20 protein-coding genes and 1 tRNA gene are annotated in these 21,194 nt (G+C 35.5%); 11 read left to right on the top strand and 10 right to left on the bottom strand.

The genetic code is table 11. The features are described from left to right. The first annotated feature begins 1 nt into the window (after position 1). From EAE89_RS14560 to EAE89_RS14550, 3 genes are read left to right on the top strand one after another with little or no spacing between them, the layout of a single operon-like run. Positions 2 to 1,135 (top strand): radical SAM protein, encoded by a 1,134-nt coding sequence (locus tag EAE89_RS14560; RefSeq protein ID WP_214086115.1) that lies wholly within the window; start codon positions 2 to 4, stop codon positions 1,133 to 1,135. Beyond that, positions 1,128 to 1,799 (top strand): dTMP kinase, encoded by a 672-nt coding sequence (locus tag EAE89_RS14555; RefSeq protein WP_214086114.1) that lies wholly within the window; start codon positions 1,128 to 1,130, stop codon positions 1,797 to 1,799. The genes EAE89_RS14560 and EAE89_RS14555 overlap by 8 nt, the downstream gene beginning before the upstream one ends. 49 nt (positions 1,800 to 1,848) lie before the next feature. Next, positions 1,849 to 3,030 (top strand): MFS transporter, encoded by a 1,182-nt coding sequence (locus tag EAE89_RS14550; RefSeq protein ID WP_235525483.1) that lies wholly within the window; start codon positions 1,849 to 1,851, stop codon positions 3,028 to 3,030. A 572-nt stretch (positions 3,031 to 3,602) separates the two neighbouring features. Here EAE89_RS14550 and EAE89_RS14545 read toward each other — a convergent pair. Both EAE89_RS14545 and EAE89_RS14540 read right to left on the bottom strand, forming a co-directional pair. After that, a complete protein-coding gene (locus EAE89_RS14545) occupies positions 3,603 to 4,538 on the bottom strand; it encodes a 2OG-Fe(II) oxygenase family protein (RefSeq protein ID WP_054479953.1) in 936 nt (311 codons plus the stop codon). A gap of 1,068 nt (positions 4,539 to 5,606) precedes the next feature. Further along, positions 5,607 to 6,452, bottom strand: coding sequence for a 2OG-Fe(II) oxygenase family protein (locus tag EAE89_RS14540; protein WP_244866470.1), 846 nt, complete (start codon positions 6,450 to 6,452; stop codon positions 5,607 to 5,609). Between the two features lie 724 nt (positions 6,453 to 7,176). Between EAE89_RS14540 and EAE89_RS14535 the strand changes: the two genes are divergently transcribed. From EAE89_RS14535 to EAE89_RS23650, 3 genes are read left to right on the top strand one after another with little or no spacing between them, the layout of a single operon-like run. After that, positions 7,177 to 7,740 carry a DUF2975 domain-containing protein gene (locus tag EAE89_RS14535; protein ID WP_054479955.1) on the top strand — a complete coding sequence of 188 codons (564 nt, stop codon included), beginning with the start codon at positions 7,177 to 7,179 and terminating at the stop codon, positions 7,738 to 7,740. Between the two features lie 9 nt (positions 7,741 to 7,749). Then, complete coding sequence (locus EAE89_RS14530; RefSeq protein WP_054479956.1) at positions 7,750 to 7,956, top strand: helix-turn-helix domain-containing protein; 207 nt, start codon at positions 7,750 to 7,752, stop codon at positions 7,954 to 7,956. 60 nt (positions 7,957 to 8,016) lie between these two features. Beyond that, positions 8,017 to 8,334 carry a hypothetical protein gene (locus EAE89_RS23650; RefSeq protein WP_235525485.1) on the top strand — a complete coding sequence of 106 codons (318 nt, stop codon included), beginning with the start codon at positions 8,017 to 8,019 and terminating at the stop codon, positions 8,332 to 8,334. Between the two features lie 355 nt (positions 8,335 to 8,689). Here the strand turns inward: EAE89_RS23650 and dynB are convergent, their stop codons facing one another. Both dynB and dynA read right to left on the bottom strand, forming a co-directional pair. Beyond that, positions 8,690 to 8,869, bottom strand: a complete 180-nt coding sequence (gene dynB, locus EAE89_RS14520) for a dynobactin A family peptide antibiotic (protein ID WP_054479957.1) — start codon at positions 8,867 to 8,869, stop codon at positions 8,690 to 8,692. A gap of 14 nt (positions 8,870 to 8,883) precedes the next feature. After that, positions 8,884 to 10,080 (bottom strand): dynobactin maturation radical SAM/SPASM protein DynA, encoded by a 1,197-nt coding sequence (gene dynA, locus EAE89_RS14515; protein WP_149617347.1) that lies wholly within the window; start codon positions 10,078 to 10,080, stop codon positions 8,884 to 8,886. Positions 10,081 to 10,770: 690 nt separating this feature from the next. Between dynA and EAE89_RS14510 the strand changes: the two genes are divergently transcribed. Both EAE89_RS14510 and EAE89_RS14505 read left to right on the top strand, forming a co-directional pair. Beyond that, the gene (locus tag EAE89_RS14510) at positions 10,771 to 12,066 is read left to right on the top strand and encodes an HlyD family secretion protein (protein ID WP_149617346.1); all 1,296 of its coding nucleotides are present in this window, start codon (positions 10,771 to 10,773) and stop codon (positions 12,064 to 12,066) included. 2 nt (positions 12,067 to 12,068) lie between these two features. Continuing rightward, positions 12,069 to 14,174 (top strand): peptidase domain-containing ABC transporter, encoded by a 2,106-nt coding sequence (locus EAE89_RS14505; RefSeq protein WP_214086112.1) that lies wholly within the window; start codon positions 12,069 to 12,071, stop codon positions 14,172 to 14,174. 155 nt (positions 14,175 to 14,329) lie between these two features. On the opposite strand, the gene mltD is transcribed toward EAE89_RS14505, so the two are convergent. Both mltD and gloB read right to left on the bottom strand, forming a co-directional pair. After that, positions 14,330 to 15,694 (bottom strand): murein transglycosylase D, encoded by a 1,365-nt coding sequence (mltD, locus tag EAE89_RS14500; RefSeq protein ID WP_214086111.1) that lies wholly within the window; start codon positions 15,692 to 15,694, stop codon positions 14,330 to 14,332. 71 nt (positions 15,695 to 15,765) lie between these two features. After that, positions 15,766 to 16,518 carry a hydroxyacylglutathione hydrolase gene (gene gloB / locus EAE89_RS14495; protein ID WP_149617343.1) on the bottom strand — a complete coding sequence of 251 codons (753 nt, stop codon included), beginning with the start codon at positions 16,516 to 16,518 and terminating at the stop codon, positions 15,766 to 15,768. Between the two features lie 43 nt (positions 16,519 to 16,561). Between gloB and EAE89_RS14490 the strand changes: the two genes are divergently transcribed. Then, positions 16,562 to 17,278: a class I SAM-dependent methyltransferase gene (locus EAE89_RS14490; RefSeq protein WP_054481285.1), complete on the top strand. Its 717-nt coding sequence runs from the start codon at positions 16,562 to 16,564 to the stop codon at positions 17,276 to 17,278. On the opposite strand, the gene rnhA is transcribed toward EAE89_RS14490, so the two are convergent. Beyond that, entirely contained in the window at positions 17,275 to 17,745 is a 471-nt protein-coding gene (rnhA, locus tag EAE89_RS14485; protein WP_054481293.1) for a ribonuclease HI, read from the bottom strand. The genes EAE89_RS14490 and rnhA overlap by 4 nt on opposite strands. 56 nt (positions 17,746 to 17,801) lie before the next feature. Here rnhA and dnaQ point away from each other — a divergent pair, with 56 nt between their 5' ends. After that, positions 17,802 to 18,548, top strand: a complete 747-nt coding sequence (gene dnaQ, locus EAE89_RS14480; RefSeq protein WP_054481287.1) for a DNA polymerase III subunit epsilon — start codon at positions 17,802 to 17,804, stop codon at positions 18,546 to 18,548. A 129-nt stretch (positions 18,549 to 18,677) separates the two neighbouring features. Beyond that, positions 18,678 to 18,754 (top strand) — tRNA-Asp (locus EAE89_RS14475). Between the two features lie 111 nt (positions 18,755 to 18,865). Here the strand turns inward: EAE89_RS14475 and EAE89_RS14470 are convergent. The 3 genes from EAE89_RS14470 to EAE89_RS14460 all read right to left on the bottom strand — a co-directional run bounded on the left by EAE89_RS14470 (position 18,866) and on the right by EAE89_RS14460 (position 21,194). Next, on the bottom strand, positions 18,866 to 19,117 hold the full coding sequence (locus EAE89_RS14470) for a helix-turn-helix domain-containing protein (protein WP_054481289.1): 252 nt from the start codon (positions 19,115 to 19,117) through the stop codon (positions 18,866 to 18,868). A 707-nt stretch (positions 19,118 to 19,824) separates the two neighbouring features. Continuing rightward, positions 19,825 to 20,493, bottom strand: a complete 669-nt coding sequence (locus EAE89_RS14465; RefSeq protein WP_054480954.1) for a helix-turn-helix transcriptional regulator — start codon at positions 20,491 to 20,493, stop codon at positions 19,825 to 19,827. Positions 20,494 to 20,510: 17 nt separating this feature from the next. Then, a complete protein-coding gene (locus EAE89_RS14460; RefSeq protein ID WP_083451957.1) occupies positions 20,511 to 21,194 on the bottom strand; it encodes a helix-turn-helix transcriptional regulator in 684 nt (227 codons plus the stop codon).

Below are 21,194 nucleotides of genomic sequence, written 5' to 3'. Positions count from 1 at the left end.
AATGAATACTATAGAATTAAAAATTAGAGTGTTATGTTCTGGATTAAAATATGATAAAAACGTGATATATGAATATAGTAAACGAAATTTTATTCCAAAAAGAAGGGCGTATGGAACAAGTGATAGCTCTAAATTAGAAACAACATATTCTGTACCTCAAGAAGTTATTTTAGACGATGGTACAATTATTGCCTGTAACTATAATGAAAATTCTGATTATGATTTAATATATAAAAATGGGAATTTTTATATAAAAGCCCACAACATTTTATTTAAAGTTATATTTCCCATAAAACCAGACATATATGGTATAGAACTTTTAGATGGCAGTAGAGTAGAAGAATACGTCACGGTGTACGTTGATACAACTTTGGGTTTTTTCTCGCCAGGGCATTGTTATTATTTTAATGATGGTCGTCAGTGTAAATTTTGTTCATTAGGTGAAGCTAGAAATAGTTTATCAGATCATAAAAAGTCTATTAGACCGTCAAAAGTAATTGAAGTTATGAATATAATAGAAGCTAACAACATTAATAGATATAAAAGAATACTCATCAATGGTGGGACAACTCGTAATTATGATCTTGGTTTTGAAATGCACAAACAATTATTAATTTCGCTAAAACCTTTTTGTGAAAAAAACAACCTTAACAGCCATCTAATATCAATGCCCCCTAAAGATCTAAATAAAATAAAGGGAATTTCTGAATTCGTTGATAGCTGGGCTATTAGTTTAGAAATATTTAATCCTAAATTATTTGATCAGATATGTCCTGGTAAATCACAGGACTACGGGAGAGATAATCTATTAGAAGCATACCTGACTGCTGTTTCAGAGTTAGGTGAAGGCAATGTTTATGTTGGGTTTGTAGCGGGATTAGAACCTTTAAATGATTTAGTACAAGGAATGGGTTTTTTTTCAAAAAATGGCATAGTTCCAGCAATAGCGGTCTTTCATCCCGATCATGGTTCTGAATATCAAAATCACCCTAGACCTATTTTTGAAGATATTTATAAAACGTATGCTGAGATGCATAAATTATATCAAAAATATGGATTCAAACCATTTATTATCGGTAGTGGTAGAAATTCACTTGATACTGAAGCGTATTACGGGGAAAAAAGAAATGATTAAACGCGGTTTATTTATAGCTTTTGAAGGAAATGATGGTGCAGGTAAATCAACAATTTCACGCGAAGTTTATGATATTTTGTCTCTAGATTATAATAATATTGTTTTTTTAGATAAGAATTATCCTTTACTACCATCTGGGTATAGTATGTATCATATGGGAAAAATACGAGATGTCCTTTGGGATTATGATATTTCTGCTCCATTGGGTGAACTTGGTGACCGGCATTGGATTTTATTGATAGCATCATGGTTTGCTGTTTTAGATAGTTTAATTATTCAACCTTGTTTATTGCAAGGTAAAATTATTATATGTGATAGTTGGTATTATAAATATTTAGCAAGATTCTTACTGAAATCCACGGAATTAGCAAAATTAAGTAAGTCGGTTCTATCGATAAACACAAAACCAGACATGGTGATATATCTTGATGTTCCTCCAAATATTGCTGAAAAAAGGAAGAAAATATTAAAATCTAGTGAGTCTGGAAAGTTAGAGATAAATGAAAAATATGATTTTATAGAATATCAAAAACACGTTTTTAATCAATGCCAGACATTTTATGATGACACTTGGAAAATTATTGATACTGATACCTTAACTAAAGATGCAGTAATTAAATTAATAGTGGATATTATTCAAGTGGAAATGCCAAAAAAAATTTAATTACTGTAATCTCTATATTTAATGAGGCTATTTTAGTTGGAGAAAAATGATGGATAGACAATTTTGCAAATTAATATTAGCCTCCTCAGGAAATTCTTTCACCTTGTATTTGGAGATGATAATATCATTCACATTAATCACATATCACTGGAACGGTGGAGCGATATACTCATCTTTATATACAATTTCATATGCTGTATCGTTACTATTTCTAACGCCCTATGTTTCGTCATTTGTAGATGAAAATATAAAACCCAAAAAGTACATTATTATCATTTCGTTACTTTGTGGTGTTATTACCACTTTTCAATACAATATTGATGACATTAATATATATATTCTTTATTCTTTTATTAAAAACATCCTTCGTTTATTTTTAGGACCTTCTAATTTTTTAATATTAAAAAACATATCAACCAAAAAGTTTGAAAAAAACTTTAGTTATTGGCAAGTTTTATTTCAAATATACAAAATGTTAGCCCCGTTATTTTTAGGTTTTATTCTTATCTACTACTCAACAAAACAGATTCTTATTTTAATATCAATGCTTTATTTTATTTCAGCAGTCTTATATGTTTTTGTTTCAGAACCTTTGATTGATGTTAACCGCAAAAAAAACAAAATATCGCTAATTAATTACTTTAATATAATGAAAGATAATAAAATATTGTTTTCATTTATTGTTATTTCCACTTTAACTTGTTTTGGCTATTTATCAGATAGCTTAATAGCTCTTAGCTTTATGGAGCAGGGATTCAATGGAAGCCATTATAGTTTTGCCATGTGTCTTTCTGGTGTTTCAGGTGTTTTAATTGGTTTGGTATTTGGAAAATATAAGATTAACATATCTTTAAATATTATGTTGTTTTCATTCTTTTTGTGGGGGTTGGGGTATCTTTTAATAGGAATAACAAATCAATTTAACGATTCGTTTCCTGATGAAATCAATTTATTTCTTATGTTTTTAGCAATGGTAATAATAGGAATAGGATCGTCTATGAATAATATTATTGTTACCATTTATATGCAGAAATTTGCAACTAATGATAACTCGGCTAAAATATTTGGTTTAACGTCAATTTCTGTTGGTTTTTCCATGTTTATTGGCCCTTTGATAGGTTCCACAATATCTTATTTTTTTTCCGCAAGCATTGTTTTCTTTGCAACATTTATAGGTATTTTTTCAACCATTATTGTGGTTATTTTAATAAATCGTAAATCCACGTCATGACACAGTTTTACTGAGGGTCAGTGAGTGGATATACAATAAAAGTGTATATCTAAGGAGGTAATATCATGCGAGTGGTAAGTGACATAGCTGTATGTGTCTAATATATATTGATTGGAGTTGTCCTAGATCAAATTATTTATCTAAGACAACCCATAATTTTATTTAAAAATTCTTTTAAGACTATTTAAATAATTAAATATTTTTCATGTTTATTAAGGGGGTACGTGGAAAAACCTGTTTGTACTATTCCTGTTCTCTAGGTTTTAGATAGAGAATAGTTTGTTGCAAACAGGTTATTCTGATTGCCAGAAGAAACCATCTTTTACTATATAATTAAATCTATTAATAACGTCGGAAGTTTGCTGTTTTATAGTTTGCTGGATTCCTATTTATATCTATCATTTATACCCTTCATCTTTCAAGCTGCTGCTTTGTTGGCTGCGTTCACTTACCCCAGTCACAGAGTTATCTATGCTCCTGGGGATGCGTTTTCTTGCCGCCGCGCTGCAACTTGAAATCTATTGGGTATATATTCAAACTGCAATATTTTAGATTTATTGTGCTGAAAATATTTATAAAACGCTATCATCATTATCGTATGCCCGATTAACTTCTTGGATGGCAAAGTCTTTGACGGATTGAACTTTGATCGGGCCTTTTGAACTATATTTGTAGATATCGCCAGCCTCATCATTATCTAAAAGCATCACATATGACATTCTATCACGCTGTCCATTTCGTTCTGTACGAACAACGCCATGTACATTAGCCCGAACTTTTGTCGTTAAGTCTCCTGTAAGCACTTCGATTGAACTACCAAAGTTAATGATCAGGTAACCAGGAACCGGATCGATTGCTAAAAGCTCATCATCTATATAAGCCAACAGCCCACGTTCAGTTGTTCTTAGGATAGTTATCCATCCTAGATCTCGATGAAATTTGGAGCCTCGGGTAGCTTTCTCTGAGCGGTAATGATTAAACCCAAACATCTGGTGTCCAAGTCCTTCGGAAAGACCACAAGTGACTAATTCCCAGTCACTACGGGGAATACCAACATGATTTAACACTGAGCGTAATATACATATACCTATGTGTGCCATTTGGCGACCAAGTTTTGCGACCTCGGATGGAATTAAGTCCCAGTGTTGTCGTTTGAGATAGAAATTTTCCCATTGATCATGTTTTCTATCGAAATAACCTTCGTAGCCGTTGGAAAAAGTACATGATTTGAATCCTGTATAGGGACGAAGTTCTCCTTCTGTGGCGGGTTCAAAGAAGTGGTATGCAAATCGATCACCGTGTTCAAAATCCATATATGATGGAACCTTCAGAAGGAAAAAACCATGTCGAATAGCCTGGTTAAAGCCATCATCATCAGTAAAAATAAGGTCGTCTCCTTCTAAATGGGAGCGTACTATGTTTGCTGATTTATAAGTTTTTGCAGCGATTATTTCAGATGGCATTGGTGGTAGTTTAATTGTAGATCGCATTGTTGATGAGGTTTTCATGGTTATGGTCCTATGATAATGTAGTAAAAGGACTATTAATTTAGATGAAATTTGTAAATAATTTCTTCAATCTTCTTCTTTTGAAAATTGAGGAGTGGTTTTACTGGTGTCAAAATTCTATTTTTGTCATTTTGATAGAAATATTAAGCCTCCCATTTGGTCCAATTGTAGGTTAAAGAAATGAAATTACCTTCACTCGACATTGCCCGTTTTTTAGAAAAGAAATGATATATAATTATTTGTCATAGCTATAAGTGACAATCTCGCCATATATGCATTTACATAATTAATATTTCTTATCTATGTGATTAATATATGGCATAGAAAGAATTAAAATGCAAATTCCTACAATAAAAATACGATGTATTTTTTATTAAAGATTTATTTTTAATAAAAATCTTATAAATCATTTTGTTATGTTTTTGTAAATATGATAATTTATAGGTGAAATTTTCCCAGAATTGGAATTGGTTCTACTGTAATTATCGGCATTGAGGAGGATAATGAACGATCTGTTTAATATAATCTCTTGTTTAATAATGGTTATTTCATAGGCATATAAATTCAGACTCAGATTTTGAGTTTAAGCGTTGTAAGAGATTAATATAATTATCTCTTGCAGTAGAAAGTTTATAGAATTTTTATGATTAGAATGTTAATTGATTGAATACCTATTAATTAGAGGTTGTTTTTTCATAATTATTCTGTGTTGTAGGAATAATTTGTTTTTTTTCATTCTATTACGAATTGGATCTTGCTCACATATGCTGCTATTTCATCATTTGCTGATGATGGGTAACTTAAAGAGATGAATAGGCAATATTGTTAACAATATAATTTTATTAGAAAATTCTTTCAATCTTATAACGCTTTGTCATATTTATTCATGATATACGTATTCGCTGATATTTTTTACCAAAGTGAATGTTAATCAAAAGCACGTGGAAAAACCTGTTTACACTATTCCTATTTTCTCGGTTTCAGATTTTTAGATAGAGAAAAATTTGTTGTAAACAGGTTGCCAGAAAATAGTTTTAACATATTTGGTGCTTTCGTTAAGGAAGCAATCTACAAAGTATCATCATCATCATCGTATGCCCGGGTGACTTCCTGAGCAACAAATTCTTTGACAGATTGAACGCTGATTGGGCCTTTGGGACCATATTTGTAGATATTACCAGTCAGATTGCTGACTAAAGACGTTGTATATGACACTCTATCGCGTTGCCCGTTTCGTTCGGTACGAACAACGCCATGTATACTAGCCCGAACATTCTTGATTAAATTTTCTGTCAGCACTTCGATTGAACTACCAAAGTTAATAATTAGGTAGCCAGGAACTGGATCGATAGCCAAAAGCTCACCATCTATATAGGCCAAAAGACCCCGCTCAGTTGTTCTTAGGACTGTTACCCATCCTACATCTCGATGAAACTTGGAGCCACGGGTGGCTTTCTCTGATCGGTAGTGATTAAACCCCATATTCTGGTTTCCCAGCCCTTCTGAACAGCCGCCTGTGACTAATTCCCAATCACTGCGAGGAATGCCAACATAATTTAACACTGAGCGTAATATGCATATACCTACGTGTGCCATCTGGCGGCCAAGTGTTGCGACTTCGGTTGGAATGAGGTTCCAGTGTTTCCGCGTGATGCGGAAACTTTCCCATTGATCATGTTTTTTGTCGGAATAACCTTCGTAATTGTTAGAAAAAGTGCACGATTTGAATCCCGTATAAGGCCGAAGCTCCCCTTCTGTGGCGGGCTCAAAGAAATGGTATGCAAATCGCTCTCCGTATTCAAAATTCATATAGGATGGCGCTTCCAGGAGGAAAAAACCATGCCGAATGGCTCGTTCGAAGCCATCATTGTCAGTAAAAAGGAGTTCGTCCCCTTCCAGATGGGATCGTGCCATGTTGACCGATTTATAGGTTTTTAAGGCTATGCTTTCAGATGGCATTGGTGGTAGTTTCACTGGCGCTCGCATTGTTGAGGCGTTTTTCATCGTCGTATTCCTTAGGCGTAGTGATAGGATTTTTGTGTTATTCGTGAATATTTTCGATTCTTGGATTAGATTTGTTAGCCATTCATAATGGTATACAATCTTCCATTCTTATCAGTTCGAAATAAAAGAAGTTTGGAAATGGAATCTGATAAGTTGTATTCAACATAATGTATCTCCACTTTGTTTATCTTTGGGTTTGAAGAATTTTTTAAATATATTGCTCTTTGTCTATTATAGTGTATTAATCCGTTTATTCATTATACCCAGGTTTTAATAATTGTTTTTTATCGCTATTTTTATTAGCGGTAAATATGGTTGTTTTTATAGTTGTTATTAATAACACTGGCAATGTGAATTATTTAGTGAGTTGATATTTTGATAGCGGATGTATTTAGTCTTTATCCTAATAGGCGTTTATTCCAGATAATGAATCCACATACCCGTTGCCTATAAGAAAAAATTGTTCGTCCACTTTATCGGTTCATTTTTACTTTCCCAAAGATGCTTAAAAAACAATCTGTTACTTAATTGTCCTAATCCAAGGTGTGAAATTATTATCGTTTTACGATAAGAAAATGTTGTTTTGTGGTCATTTTTGGTTATAGTGTGAACATGTTTGGTGATGGGGGTAAGTATGACAGACTCTTCAAAATTGGATCGAGTGACTAACCTTAGCTTAGTGATATCTAAATTTTCTTTGTTAATCATCACGGTGGCTATTATAATTAACATTTTTAGTTGGTTGAAACCAGAATTGATCCTAGAGAAGTATGGACTTGGATTTTCTCTCACGGAGAGAATATTACCTAACTTTGATATGTACTCTTTCAGTTGGTGGCAGCTTATTGGTGGAATTCTCATAACAAGTATCCCGTTGTCATCATTAATATTTAGCTTGTGGGCTTTACATCAACTGTTTAGAAGTTATAGTCAAAGGGATTACTTTTCAAAGAAAACAGCAAGGTATTTAGGATTTGCTGGTTGGGGAGTGATTGGTTGGAGTGTGTTAGATATTCTATGTGAGCCTTTGCTAACGTTATGGTTAACGATGAATGAGTCGGCGGGAAATCATTTTATGTCGATAAGTCTAACCACCGGCCATTTTGTTGCTTTTTTTCTTTCAGCTTGTCTGGCTATAATTTCTCGTATTCTTTATCAAGCCTGTGATATATACGCTGAGAATCAGAGTATTATATAGGGGTACACTGTGTCAATTCATATTACTCTGGATGTCATGATGGCAAAGAGGAAGGTTAAATCTAAAGATCTCGCGTTATCAATAGGAATTACCGAACAGAATCTTTCGTTACTAAAAAAAGGAAAGATTAAGGGAATTAGATTTTCTACTTTAAATGCTATATGTCAATATTTGGAGTGTCAACCTGGAGATATACTGGAGTTTAAGAAAGATTAGTTGGTTAGTGTTAGTTAGTACTGTTAATTGTTAGATTAATTTAGTAAATAAGGAAAAGAGATGAAATTTCTATCATATGCTTTATTACTTGGTTTGGCTTACATTCCGTTTTCTTTTGCGGAAACATCAGTAAATAATGTTAATAATGAAATTCATGCAAATGAAAAAGGTGCCTTGAGTAAATGTACGGATTTACTGCCCAAAGGGCATTCATACACAATTAGTATTGCTGGAAAGTCAGATAAAAAAACGGCGAATGCAGATGGAAAATTTAAAGGAAAGTTTGATGTTTCCGATGAAACAAAAAAACCTTTAGATAAGAAAAGAAGTGAAGAGGTAAAACCTTTTATCCAATGTGTAATTGATACTGTACTGTGATCTAAGATTTGTTTAAAAATAAAGTGCCTGAGGTATTGAGTTTTTGCTAAGATGTGCTGTTTTAATCCTCAGGCACAGTTAATTTATACCTAATAGATTTCAAGATGCATCGCGACGGCAAAGGAGCGAATCCCTAGGAGCATAGATAACTATGTGACTGGGGTGAGTGAGTGCAGCCAACAAAGAGGCAACTTGAAAGATAACAGGTATATTTGATGCCAGTAATAATGAGCATGAATCATGCTGAAAATATGATGTCTAATTGGAATGGTTATATATATCTGAAGTGGCTATCTTTAAATAAATTCATAAAGAGCCTATTGTGCTTAATAGGCTCTTGTTATATTACCGGGAATTAAAATCTATATGAGTGTACATTGCTGTTCCATGAAGGAATAGTTGCTGATTGCACAAGCTTTTCAACTTTATTAGAACGAATAGGTTTTCCTTGTAGTGAGTTTGATTTTTTTCCGACACAATCTATAAGCGCTTTGTTCCAGGTTTTATTTTGGCTAGCTTTGTTAAGCTTTTTCATTTCTATTCTCCTATTTACAATAAAGTTATTTCTATAGGATGGTGCTTATTGCTTATATATGATTCTATATAAGCAGGTGTCCCTCCTAATCCATCATCCATATGATTAGGATAGGGCTCTCTTGCCTTTATACCTTTAGTGGCAAGTTTCTTCTCAATATGTTCATATATTTTATATAAACTAGGGCAATAATAATCTCTCTCATGATAATTACCCGAAAAGAATTTATATGATCTTGCTTGACATCCGCCATGGCAAACATGTTGCCATTTGCATGCGTTACAGTATTTAGTTGGTTTTCTTGTCCGGTATTCTTTAGCAACGTCAGAATTCATTATTTCTAAAAGCGAGCTTTTATTGATATTGCCATATATAAGATTTGGATGACCTGATAAGCTGGCACAAGGGTAAATATCACCAAGGGGATCTGTGGAACAGTTTGCATTACCGCACTGTGACATCCCAATGCAGTCAGCTGCCCTTCCTGCCATTATAGCTTGTGTTTTCCTGACGAAATCAGAGATATAAGTATATCTATCATTTTCAGCATCAAACCATAAATCGTATAACTTAATCCAAGGTTCATAATATTCGTCTGCTTCTAAACCTAAATCTTCATAAGAGCATACAGCACTACCGGACTTTGTCATTGGTATAACATTGAATGCTATTTTTTCTGATACCATAAAATCATATATATTTTCAACATGTTCTTTGTTTTGTTTATTAATTACAAGTACGCTACCAAACTTTTGGTTTGCTTGGTTTAATTTTCTTATTCCAGACATCACACGATCAAAACTGCCATTTCCCTTTTTATCTATTCTGTTTGCGTCATGTAATGCTTTCGGGCCATCAATAGAAAGACTAACAAGAAAATCATTATTTGAAAGAAAACTAACCCATTTATTAGTTAGAAGTGTTCCGTTAGTTTGTATGGAATTGATATATGAGATTCCATTTGAATATTTTTCTTGTAACCGTAAAACGTTTTCGTAGAATTTTATGCCTGGTATAAATGGTTCGCCACCATGCCATATAAATTCAACACCGGAAAAACATCCTAAATGATTTGCGTAAGAAAAAGTTTCGAAAATGACTCTGGACAAAGTCTCTTCTGTCATAATTGGCTTGCGGATATCTTCATTGTAGCAATAAGTACAAGATAAATTACAAACATGAGTAGGCTTTATTACATTGATGAAATTCATGATCTGTCCCTCAGGCTACATATACATTGTTATGGCCCCATCGGTGCATCATGGGTATAGATATTCTTTCCACTTTGCGATGGTTTTCGGGTTGATATTGTACTGAATATCATCAGTTCATTTATGCTCGTTCGACTATGTTATATTTCTTGACGTACTGCTGGAGTCATACGGGCATATCTATATAAATATAAACTGTAGGACTAAAATATCTAGTACTAAACCCGGATAAACCTTATAAATATTGTGGTTATTATAAATACGCGCTTTTTTTGTGAATGCAATGGTTATTTTTTAAAATGTGTTTTGTCTCACAAAATTTCACTGTATTTGGGGAGATGATGGAAAGTATGAAATAGTTTAGCCTTTAACATATTTTTATCTCTACTTTCCTGATCGGCTCCAGTTATAGCAAACCCATTCCAAAAGCGATTGATTTTTTTTATGAAAATGTGTAGTAATAATACACATAATATTTGTATGGGTAATTGCACTATACCCTATGGATTTCAAGATGCGTCGCGACCGCAAGGGAGTGAATCCCCGGGAGCATAGATAACAGATAACTCTGTGACCGGGGTGAGCGAGTGCAGACAACAAAGAGGCAACTTGAAAGATGACGGGTATATGCTGAACATCAGAGGATCTTGACTATTACTGACGACTAACCGATTAACATGGATTAACTATATGAAACACAATATTACTCCTTATAATTATTCCGTTAGAAATCATAAAAACTCATGGCTTGGTCAAGCCCACATTATTTCTGTCATTCCTGCACCATTAGTATTTTTCTTCTCTACCGTTATCGCGTTATCCATAATTTTTCTGATATTTTTCGGTAGTTATACCCGGCGCATTAACGTAGTAGGAGAGGTGATTACTTCGCCTAAAACGATAACTTTGTTTTCCACAACACAGGGAATAGTTACAGATCAATATATTAAGCCTGGTGATTTTGTATCGAGGGGAACAAAGCTTTATAAAATTGATTCCAGCAAAATTAGTGATTCAGGCAATGTCAGCATAAAGTCTCGTTTATCGATAAATCGTCAAATTATGTTGACTGAGCAAATTATTGCCAAAATAGAGGAAGATAAAAACCAAACACTTAAGAATATTCAGCAACAAATTGATGAGTATCTTAGGGTGATTTCTACGGTAGAAAATTTGCTTAGAGATGCCCAAGAGGGATTGGCTACAATGGAAAAATATTCCAATTCCTACACAAAATATCTACATAAAGGGCTTATTAATAAAGATCAATTAGCAAATCAAAAATCTCTTTTCTATCAGCAACAAGGTATATATCAAAATATTTATAGTCAAAAAATACAAGCGCAACTTCAAGTGGAAAAATTGAAGAGTGATATGATTACCACGGCTGTTGAATTTGATAACAGAATATCTGAATATCAATATCAACGTTCAGAATTGGAAATAAAACTGGCTAATATCGATCTAAATGAAGCTATGTTAGTCACGGCTCCTTATGATGGATTGGTGGAATCCTTAAGTGTAACGCCGGGACAAATGATTAACACAGGTGATAGTTTAGCACAACTCAGTCCAGGAAAAGATCGACTTTATTATTTAGTATTCTGGCTGCCAAATAATAGTATTCCCTATGTTAAGATTGGTGATCGAGTCAATATACGCTATGATGCTTTTCCTTATGAAAAATTTGGTCAGTTTGGTGGACATATTATTTCAATTTCTAATGTGGCTGCTTCATATCAGGAACTAAAAAGCTACAGTAATTCTCCTATTATATCCAATACGATGACTAATCAATCCTACTATAAAGTCACTGCAACACTTGATGAAAATCGCTTTATCTACCAAGGCAATTCCATGGAAATTAGTAGTAATATGCGTGCGCAAACTACGGTATTTTTGGAAAAACGCTATTTGTACCAATGGATGTTTACGCCTTTCTATGGCATTAAATCAAGTCTTACGGAACAGGACATAGGGAAATAGATATGTTAAAAGACATCTACAAAAAATTGGATTTAGGTTTCAAACAAAAGGTTCCTCAAATTATTCAAAATGAAGCCTCTGAGAGCGGTTTAACATGTATTGCGATGGTAGGGCATGCTTTTGGTATTAAAGTGGAACTGTCTTCTTTGCGGCAGCGTTTTGGTTCCTCTAATATGGAGAAAAATATTTCAGGTTTGGGTGAAATAGTTAATAATTTAGGGATGCAGTCACGAGCGTTAAGTTTAGAGCTGGATGAATTACATAATCTAAAATTGCCTTGTATCTTACATTGGGATATGAATCATTTTGTCGTATTAGTCCATATTCGATTTGGACGATTTATTATTCATGATCCAGAATTTGGTCGTAGAGTTATCGGGTTAAAAGAGGTTGCCTCTCATTTTACTGGCGTGGCTCTTGAGTTATGGCCTAATAATGAGTTTAAAGTTAAGGTTAAAACTATACAAAACCCAGTAAGACTTATAGAATTATTTAATAATGTCCAAGGAGTTAAGGCATTTCTGGTAAAATTAATTAGCTTATCTATCATTGTCGAGCTGGTTAATATACTCTTACCGATTGGAACGCAATTGGTCATGGACCATGTGATTTTATCAAAGGATAAAGATCTATTAGTTCTTATTTGCCTTGGACTGATTGTTTTTACAGTTTTTCGGACATTTGCTAGTTTAATTCGATCTTGGCTTTCTATTGTTATGGGGGCTTTGATCGAAATACAGTGGAAAAATGGCTTATTTAATCACTTAATGGGGTTGCCTTTAGTCTATTTTGAAAAACGAAAACTTGGGGATATTCAATCGCGTTTTAATTCATTAGATGTTATTCGCGATACGTTTACCGATACCTTGGTAAGAGGAGTTATTGATAGTATCATGGTAACGGGTGTTTTTATCATGATGTTATTATATGGCGGCTGGCTATTATGGGTTGTGGTAGGATTTACACTTATTTATACCTTACTTCGGGTAATAACTTATGAATATTATCAACAAGCTTCCCATGAGCAAATTGTAAAAAATGCGCGGTCAAATTCTCATTTAATGGAGACATTGTATGGGATTACTACATTGAAAGTATTAGGTCTTATCAAACATCGTTCACAACAATGGCTAAATCTCAATATAGAAGCAAGTAACTCTCAAATTCGTCTTAATAAATTTGATATGATTTTTGCTGAAGTCAATGCGTTAATCGTCACATTAGAACAAATTACTATTCTTGGATTAGCGACTAATCAAGTGATTAATGAGAGTATGACCGTAGGAATGTTTGTGGCATTTAATGCATATAGGGGGTTGTTTGCGGATAGGACAGCTAATCTAATTAACATTGCTCTGCAATTCAGAATGTTGTCGTTACATAATGAGCGTATTTCCGATATTGCGTTATCTAAAACAGAAGAGCAAAAAGAATCACGTCGTATTGTGGCACCAGAAAAGGCATCCTCTTTGGAGGTCAGGAACTTAACTTTTCGATATGATGAATATGGTAAGCCAATTATTAATAATCTCAATCTTTGCTTTGAATCTGGTGAGAGTGTTGCTATTGTTGGTCCTTCTGGTATCGGTAAAACTACATTGATGAAATTAATGGCTGGCTTAATAGAACCCACTCATGGTGAGATTCTTTTTAATAATATCAATATTATGGATGTTGGGCTAAATAATTATCGTAAGCATATTGCCTGTGTTTTACAGGAAGATAAACTTTTTGCTGGTAGCATTTCCGAAAATATTTCTGGTTTCGATGATAATAGAGACGAAATATGGGTTGAGAAATGTGCCATATTGAGCAATATCCATCAAGATATTCTTAAATTACCCATGAAGTATGAAACAATGTTAAGTGAGTTAGGGGGGAGCTTATCAGGTGGTCAGAAACAGCGTTTATTGATTGCCAGAGCTCTTTATCGTCGCCCCAATATTTTATTCATGGATGAAGCGACTAGTCACTTAGATATTGATAATGAAGCTTCTATTAATGCTGCGATTTCAGCTTTATCGATAACTCGGATAATTATTGCCCACAGACCATCGACGATTGCCTGTGCAGATCGGGTGATAACGCTATCTAATGTAGAATCATAATATTGAATAATAGCATGTTTAATATCCTGGGATGTTGATTATGAAGCTGCTATGAATATTACAATTTCAGCTTTATCCCACTGGATATAAAGGAAATGGCCCCAAAAGAGGGCCATCTATTATTGTCGTCCTTAAAACACCGCCGGGAAAGGATTTTAAGCTTCATCAGAAAATTCATTGACATAAAGCGTTAATTCAATTCCAGGTTTGACATCTGTAATTTTTATGCCGTCATTCCAGCTCATTAAGTCTTTAATATTAATACCGTGACGTTTAGCAATGCTGGCCACTGAATCACCCTGACGAACGCGGTAAATAATAGCGTTGTCGTTATTTACCCTCAATGTCTGCCCGATTTTCAATAAATTGGCAGTCCTTAGGTTATTCATACGTTGTAATTCACGGATAGAAATATTAAACCGTTTTGCAATTACGGATAATGTATCACCTGAACGAACTTTATATTGGCTTTGTTTATTCAGGCGGAGGTTATTTTTAGCAACTTCCTGACGAATATTGTTTAAAACGGTTCCATCTGTCAATGAATTTTTAAACTGATCAACTTTTGACTTTGGCAGCATAATATAATGTGGGCCATTAGGGGATGTCACTCCTCGCTTATATCCGGGGTTGTATGCCTTAATAGAAGTTAGGGACATGCCTGCCATTTCTGCGGCTTGAGACAGCGTGATTTGCTGCCCAACATCAACTTGTGCAAGAGCCCGTTGATTATTGGATTTTGGCAGCGTTACGCCATATTTATCGCTGTTGCGGATGACATCACTAAGCGCCAGAACTTTAGGCACATAGAGCGCAGTTTCTCTCGGCAGTGATAATGACCAGAAATTTGTCGGTTTGCCTTTTGCTTCATTTCCTTTCATGGCGCGTATAACACGGCCTTCGCCACTGTTGTAAGCAGCAATAGTCAGTAGCCAGTCGCCATTAAACATTTTGTTGAGGCGTTGCAACAGGTTCAATGCGGCAGTTGTTGAGGCGGCAACATCTCGGCGTGCATCGTACCATTTGTCTTGAGTAAGACCGTAGTTGCGGCCAGTATCTGGGATAATCTGCCACAGACCTGCTGCTTTAGCATGTGAGGTAGCATGCGGGTTAAAAGCACTCTCCACTATGGGTACCAGTACCAGTTCCATCGGCATATCGCGCTGTTTAATCTGCCCGACTATCCAGTACATATACGGTTCAGCCCGTAAAGTTACATCGTGGAGATAGCTCTTGTGTTTTAAGTAGTAATTTCGTTGTTCACGAACCCTGTAATTGTCAGGGATCTTCATCTTCAACTCATCACGAATGTATCCCCATAGCTCTTGTTGAGTGCTAGGATCACCATCCTTCCAGTAGGCAGCAAACTGGCCGCTATCATCAGTTGCTGCTGCCTTGCCTGTTTTCAGACTCGTTGAAGACGAATTCTGTGCCCGTTGCCCGGCTGTCGTTGACCAATCTGGCCCGGATTGACAGCCAACCAGCAAGACAGATGCGAACAGAATCGCTTTTGTCTTCATGATTAATTTTTATAGTTGCTTAAAAGACGAGCAATAATACTTATCTTATCTTGATATGGCAACTATCTTAATCAGAATTGGTCTTTATTCATTCTGAGTTGACGGAAAACGACGGAAAGCGGTTGAGTATTGGGTTCAATTCCAATATTTCTTTGCAAATCAACATCATCACACTTTAAGAAAAGGTTAATTTTTTTCTCAATTTGTAACGTGGTTGGTACTGTTGGTTGATTGTTTTCCCTCATTTGGGTTACTTTTTGCTGATATTCACTGATGGCCTGATTAGGTAGAATCGCATGCGCAAATTTCATATTAGAAACGGTGTATTCATGAGCGCAACAGATGAGTGTGTCATCAGGTAGCGCGGCTATTTTCCCTATAGATGTATACATTTGCTCAGCGGTGCCTTCAAAGAGGCGCCCGCAGCCACCGGAGAATAATGTATCCCCACAAAAGAGGTAAGGTGCCTGATAAAAAGCAATATGTCCCAGAGTATGACCAGGAACATCTATAACTTGGAAAGAAAAATGACCGAAATTGATGCTATTCCCGCCACGTACTATCATTGTGGCACCTTTGCTCTGTGTTTCCTTTGGGCCGTATACTGGTAGCTCGGGGTATTGATCAAGAATGCCTGGAACGCCACCAACATGATCGTGATGGTGATGGGTAAGTAGAATCGCATTGGGTATCCAGCCATGCGATTTTAAGGTATCAAGAACAGGTTGTGATTCCGCCGGATCGACGATGACAGAGTGTCTATTTTCGTCACAGAGTAACCAAATGTAATTATCTGAAAGGGCCGGAATGCTGATAAGCTTCATTGTATACCTCTTATTAACAGCAGTTTATTAAGGAAAAGAAGCCGTGAAATCTGCACGTACAATACAGAACATGAACCCCCCGGCTTCTTGGGCTGATTTACCTTGGGGGGAATATTACCGTGCCGCTTTGGAACGTCAATTACAACCCTGGTGGCAGAAAATATTTGGTTTCCATCTGTTGAAAATCGGTAATTTGAGTGCCGAAATTGATAGCAAGGCGTGCCCGATTTTCAACCAGATTAATGTTGGTAAGGAAGGGCAGAATATGCAGGTGATTACCGATCCTTACCATCTGCCGTTTGAAGAAAAATCGGTTGATGCTTGTTTGTTGAGTCATATGCTGGCTTACAGTGAAGATCCTCATCGTTTGTTACGGGAAGTTGACCGAGTGATAATTGATGATGGTTGGATTATTATTAGTGGCTTCAATTCATTGAGTTTGCTTGGCTTAGGAAAATTAGTGCCCGGATTATGGCGCTGTCAGCCCTATTGCAGTCATATGTTTTCCCTGATGCGCCAACTTGATTGGTTAAGTCTGCTTAATTATGAAGTGCTGTATCGCGGGAATTTTCAAGTATTACCCTGGCGAAATGAAACTGGTTTTTTTAATCGGCACTTGCCTGTATTTGGTTGTATAAGTCTGATTATTGCCCGTAAACGGACAATACCATTAACTCTAAACCAGATGAAAGTAACGTTGTTAAAGCCTAAATTAAGCGGTGCAGTTGGCGCAACAAAATGTTATCGAAAGCGTAATTAATCTGTATTTTCGATATATCCAGTGTCGGTTTCTGTCGGTGAGTTTGCCGCAGTCCGAGCCAACTCATCACAGCGTTCATTTTCACTATGCCCTGCGTGGCCTTTGACCCATTTCCAGTCAATATCATGGCGGGCAATTGCTTGGTCAAGGCGTTGCCACAAATCTACATTGCTGACAGGGGATTTATCTGCTTTACGCCAGCCGCGTTTTTTCCAGTTATGAATCCATTGGGTGATACCTTGACGCACATATTGGCTATCGGTGGTGAGTATGATTTTGCAAGGGCGTGTTAGCGTTTCCAGGCCAATAATAGCAGCCATCAGCTCCATTCTGTTGTTAGTTGTGTGATGAAAACCTTCACTAAGGGTTCTTTCGTGTTGTTGATAGCGCAATAAAACACCGTATCCACCTGGCCCCGGATTGCCCAGACAAGATCCATCGGTGAAAATTTCTACCTGTTTGCTCATCTCTGGTAGACTCATCCTATTCAATCCAAAATCTTAGTCTGACATAAAAAGGCATTATGAGCACTGCAATTACACGACAAATTGTCCTTGATACCGAAACCACCGGTATGAATAAACTCGGTGTTCACTATGAAGGGCACAAAATTATTGAAATTGGGGCTGTGGAGGTTATTAACCGCCGTCTGACTGGGCGCCATTTTCATATCTATATTAAACCAGACAGATTGGTCGATCCTGAAGCATTCGAAGTTCATGGAATAAGTGATGAATTTTTGCAGGATAAGCCGCTGTTTGCTGATATTGCCGATGAATTTATTGAATTTATTCGTGGCGCTGAGTTGATCATCCATAACGCCCCCTTTGATATCGGCTTTATGGATTATGAGTTTGGGAAACTGAATCGTGATATCCCGCCAACGGCTGATTTCTGTAAGATTACTGATAGCTTACAACTTGCAAGAGCATTATTTCCGGGGAAAAGAAACAACCTTGATGCGTTGTGTGATCGTTATGATATAGACAACTCTAAGAGAACCTTACACGGAGCATTACTTGATGCGGAGATATTGGCTGATGTCTACCTGATAATGACAGGCGGGCAGACTGCTCTTGCGTTTTCGATGGAAGGAGAAGTATCTGGCGGTGCTAATGTTTCTGAAGTGCACCGTATTACCCGTCCTAAAACTGAGTTAAAAGTTATTTACGCAACAGATGAAGAACTTGCGGCTCATGAATCCAGATTGGATTTAGTTGAGAAGAAAGGTGGAAGCTGTCTGTGGCGTATGAATTCTGGACAGAGTTAAAATAAAATTTCAGATAAATTACCTTTTGGGGTGAAAAGTTGATCAGGTGTGCCTTTTTGTTATAAAAAACATTGACGGAATGAATTTGGGTTCGTAATATTCACCACGTTCTCAACCAGAACGCTGCGCGGTGCGGTAGTTCAGTCGGTTAGAATACCGGCCTGTCACGCCGGGGGTCGCGGGTTCGAGTCCCGTCCGCACCGCCAAAATTCCGAAGCCCTGGGTAATCTCCCGGGGCTTTTTCGTTTCCGTTACATCTGCGTAATAATCTCTTTATGGACAGTCGTGAAATGACATTAAAATAAGGCATCGAAATGCTACCAGCACTCTATGCTGCTTATCAGGAACTTATTTTCTTTGCCAGGTTTATAACGTGATGGCCAAATATCGGATGGATGTAAACCTAATTCGATGGCGATCAAGGCTTCTCCTTTTGGCCACGGACGATGTAAGGCATTACTCAGTGTAGATGACGCCAGACCTGCTTTTCGGGAAACCGCTGAAAGATTTGTTCCTTGTTTTCGTAGAGCTGCAATAATATCTGCCGGATGCCAATCTTGGATATACATGAATAATCTCCTGATTTTAATTATAAGGAAATATTGATAACAAATAAATCATCGATATTTTTACTGTTTAATAGTAATTAAGCACAGATTATCAATTAGGGTGAATTGAGCAGGCTATAGAAAAGAATACTTAATAATGAAACCGATTGTTTATAAAGATATTGTCTGTATATTTATGGTGTTCTTTATGAATGTAAAAGTCAAATTCATTATTCTTGCGAAATATTATTAATTTAATAGCTGCATTGATTTATAGTTTCACATGGGTACTTTAATCCTATTTTTCTACAACATGATATGAAATTTTAGTTTTACTAGTGATAAATCTATTGCTGATATTATGGCAGAGTAAAAGATTATTACCCGCTTTTTTTGTAATGACATGTTGTTAATTGTCTAAATTATAATAGATACAGGCGATTAATTTAATTACCTCTATATACCCTTCATCTTTCAAGCTGCTGCTTTGTTGGCTGCGTTCACTTACCCCAGTCACATAGTTATCTATGCTCCTGGGGATGCGTTCACTTGCCGCCGCACTGCAACTTGAAATCTATTGGGTATATAACGTAATAATAAAATTTTTAGAAAATTTATTGATTTTAATAAAAGTTATATTAATGTAATTAAAGTGAAATTCTTTATCTTCTCTGACGGATTGATATTTTACCTTGATAATGTGATGTAACTTATAATAAAGATAATATTTATATGTAAGGAAATAAAAATCTTTCCGGTATATAAAAATTAAAATTATTTAATCGGCAATATTCATCTAGTTGAGAATAAGAATTAATTTCTAGTTTCTTATATACTCTTTCCATATGATTTTCTATAGATAGATAAGGAATGTTAAGTATTTGACTAATTTTCCTCTTGCTGTGTTTCTTTAGGAAAAGAAAAATAACTTCCCATTCTTGCGGTGAAAGCTGTTTTGATGGAGAGCAAAACATAATGGAAGGTGGCAGTTTTCCATTAAAAAATTGTTTTAAAGAAAAGGATTTTGTTTTCTGCCCGTGGAAAATTATGCCAATACATTCATTATTTTCGTTATAAAAAGGGAATTTCTCGAATAAATATGAGGAAATAAGTCTTTCTTTACCAAATATATGTGTTTCTAATGAATATACACTTTTTTCCAAATGCATTACTGTTCTATCATGTCGTTGAAATTGTTCTTCAAAGGTAGCACCTGCCCAGGGTAATTCACTATCAAAACGCCCCTCAACATTAAAATCAACAGGAATATTTTGTAACATAGCCATTGCTTTATTTTCGTAAATAAAACAAGTATTTATATCCTTAATTCCCCAAGGATCATAACTATTTTCCATTGTGTTTATTATCTGTGCCGATATATTGTTTTTAGTTTTCATATTTTTTACTTTTAATATTATATAAACATTTTACTTCCTGGTTTTAAAAATCTTTCAGGAACATACAGATCGAAATCATTAAGGCGACAATACTCTTCCAATTGTTGACCAGAGTTGATACCGATTTTCTTATATATTCTAAATATATGCGTTTCTACTGTGCGATAAGAAATATTCAATATTCGTCCGATTTGTTTACTGGTGTGTTTCTGTAAAAATAGGAAAATGACATCCCATTCCCGTTGAGTAAATAATTCAGAGGGGGGCTGAAACATGATAGAAGCGGGGAGCTTACCATAAAAAAAGCGGGTCACAGAAAAGACTTCAGCTTTCCAGGCATGAAAAATGGTACCAACACATTCATTATTTTCATTATACAATGGGAACTTTTCGAAGAAATACGAGGAAAGTAATTTTTCTTTGCCATATAAATGTGTTTCTAATGAACATATTCTTTGTTCTGATTGCATGACTGCTCTGTCATGTATCTGGAATTGTTCGGCAAATTCTGCTCCTGCCCATGGTAAATCATTGTCAAGACGCCCTTCGACATTATAACCAGGAGGAAGATCTCGCAGCATAGCCATCGCTCTGTTTTCATAAACAAAGTGGGAACCTCTATCTTTAATTCCCCATGGTTCATCACTGGTTTCCATCATATTAATAATTTGAGGAGATACCGCTAATTTTTTGTAATGCAC

It is taken from the genome of Photorhabdus heterorhabditis (genome assembly GCF_018448905.1).
In the GTDB taxonomy this organism is placed as follows: Bacteria; Pseudomonadota; Gammaproteobacteria; order Enterobacterales; family Enterobacteriaceae; genus Photorhabdus; species Photorhabdus heterorhabditis.
The sequence above is the reverse complement of the archived record's forward strand: the minus strand, read 5'-3'. Positions and strand labels throughout refer to the sequence as shown.

Excerpts from the sequence above, each read along its gene's own strand:
- EAE89_RS14560 (WP_214086115.1), top strand. The coding sequence starts at position 2 with ATGAATACTATAGAATTAAAAATTAGAGTGTTATGTTCTGGATTAAAA.
- EAE89_RS14555 (WP_214086114.1), top strand. The coding sequence starts at position 1,128 with ATGATTAAACGCGGTTTATTTATAGCTTTTGAAGGAAATGATGGTGCA.
- EAE89_RS14550 (WP_235525483.1), top strand. The coding sequence starts at position 1,849 with ATGGATAGACAATTTTGCAAATTAATATTAGCCTCCTCAGGAAATTCT.
- EAE89_RS14545 (WP_054479953.1), bottom strand. The coding sequence starts at position 4,538 with ATGAAAACCTCATCAACAATGCGATCTACAATTAAACTACCACCAATG.
- EAE89_RS14540 (WP_244866470.1), bottom strand. The coding sequence starts at position 6,452 with ATGGCACGATCCCATCTGGAAGGGGACGAACTCCTTTTTACTGACAAT.
- EAE89_RS14535 (WP_054479955.1), top strand. The coding sequence starts at position 7,177 with ATGACAGACTCTTCAAAATTGGATCGAGTGACTAACCTTAGCTTAGTG.
- EAE89_RS23650 (WP_235525485.1), top strand. The coding sequence starts at position 8,017 with ATGAAATTTCTATCATATGCTTTATTACTTGGTTTGGCTTACATTCCG.
- dynB (WP_054479957.1), bottom strand. The coding sequence starts at position 8,869 with ATGAAAAAGCTTAACAAAGCTAGCCAAAATAAAACCTGGAACAAAGCG.
- dynA (WP_149617347.1), bottom strand. The coding sequence starts at position 10,080 with ATGAATTTCATCAATGTAATAAAGCCTACTCATGTTTGTAATTTATCT.
- EAE89_RS14510 (WP_149617346.1), top strand. The coding sequence starts at position 10,771 with ATGAAACACAATATTACTCCTTATAATTATTCCGTTAGAAATCATAAA.
- EAE89_RS14505 (WP_214086112.1), top strand. The coding sequence starts at position 12,069 with ATGTTAAAAGACATCTACAAAAAATTGGATTTAGGTTTCAAACAAAAG.
- mltD (WP_214086111.1), bottom strand. The coding sequence starts at position 15,694 with ATGAAGACAAAAGCGATTCTGTTCGCATCTGTCTTGCTGGTTGGCTGT.
- gloB (WP_149617343.1), bottom strand. The coding sequence starts at position 16,518 with ATGAAGCTTATCAGCATTCCGGCCCTTTCAGATAATTACATTTGGTTA.
- rnhA (WP_054481293.1), bottom strand. The coding sequence starts at position 17,745 with ATGAGCAAACAGGTAGAAATTTTCACCGATGGATCTTGTCTGGGCAAT.
- dnaQ (WP_054481287.1), top strand. The coding sequence starts at position 17,802 with ATGAGCACTGCAATTACACGACAAATTGTCCTTGATACCGAAACCACC.
- EAE89_RS14470 (WP_054481289.1), bottom strand. The coding sequence starts at position 19,117 with ATGTATATCCAAGATTGGCATCCGGCAGATATTATTGCAGCTCTACGA.
- EAE89_RS14465 (WP_054480954.1), bottom strand. The coding sequence starts at position 20,493 with ATGAAAACTAAAAACAATATATCGGCACAGATAATAAACACAATGGAA.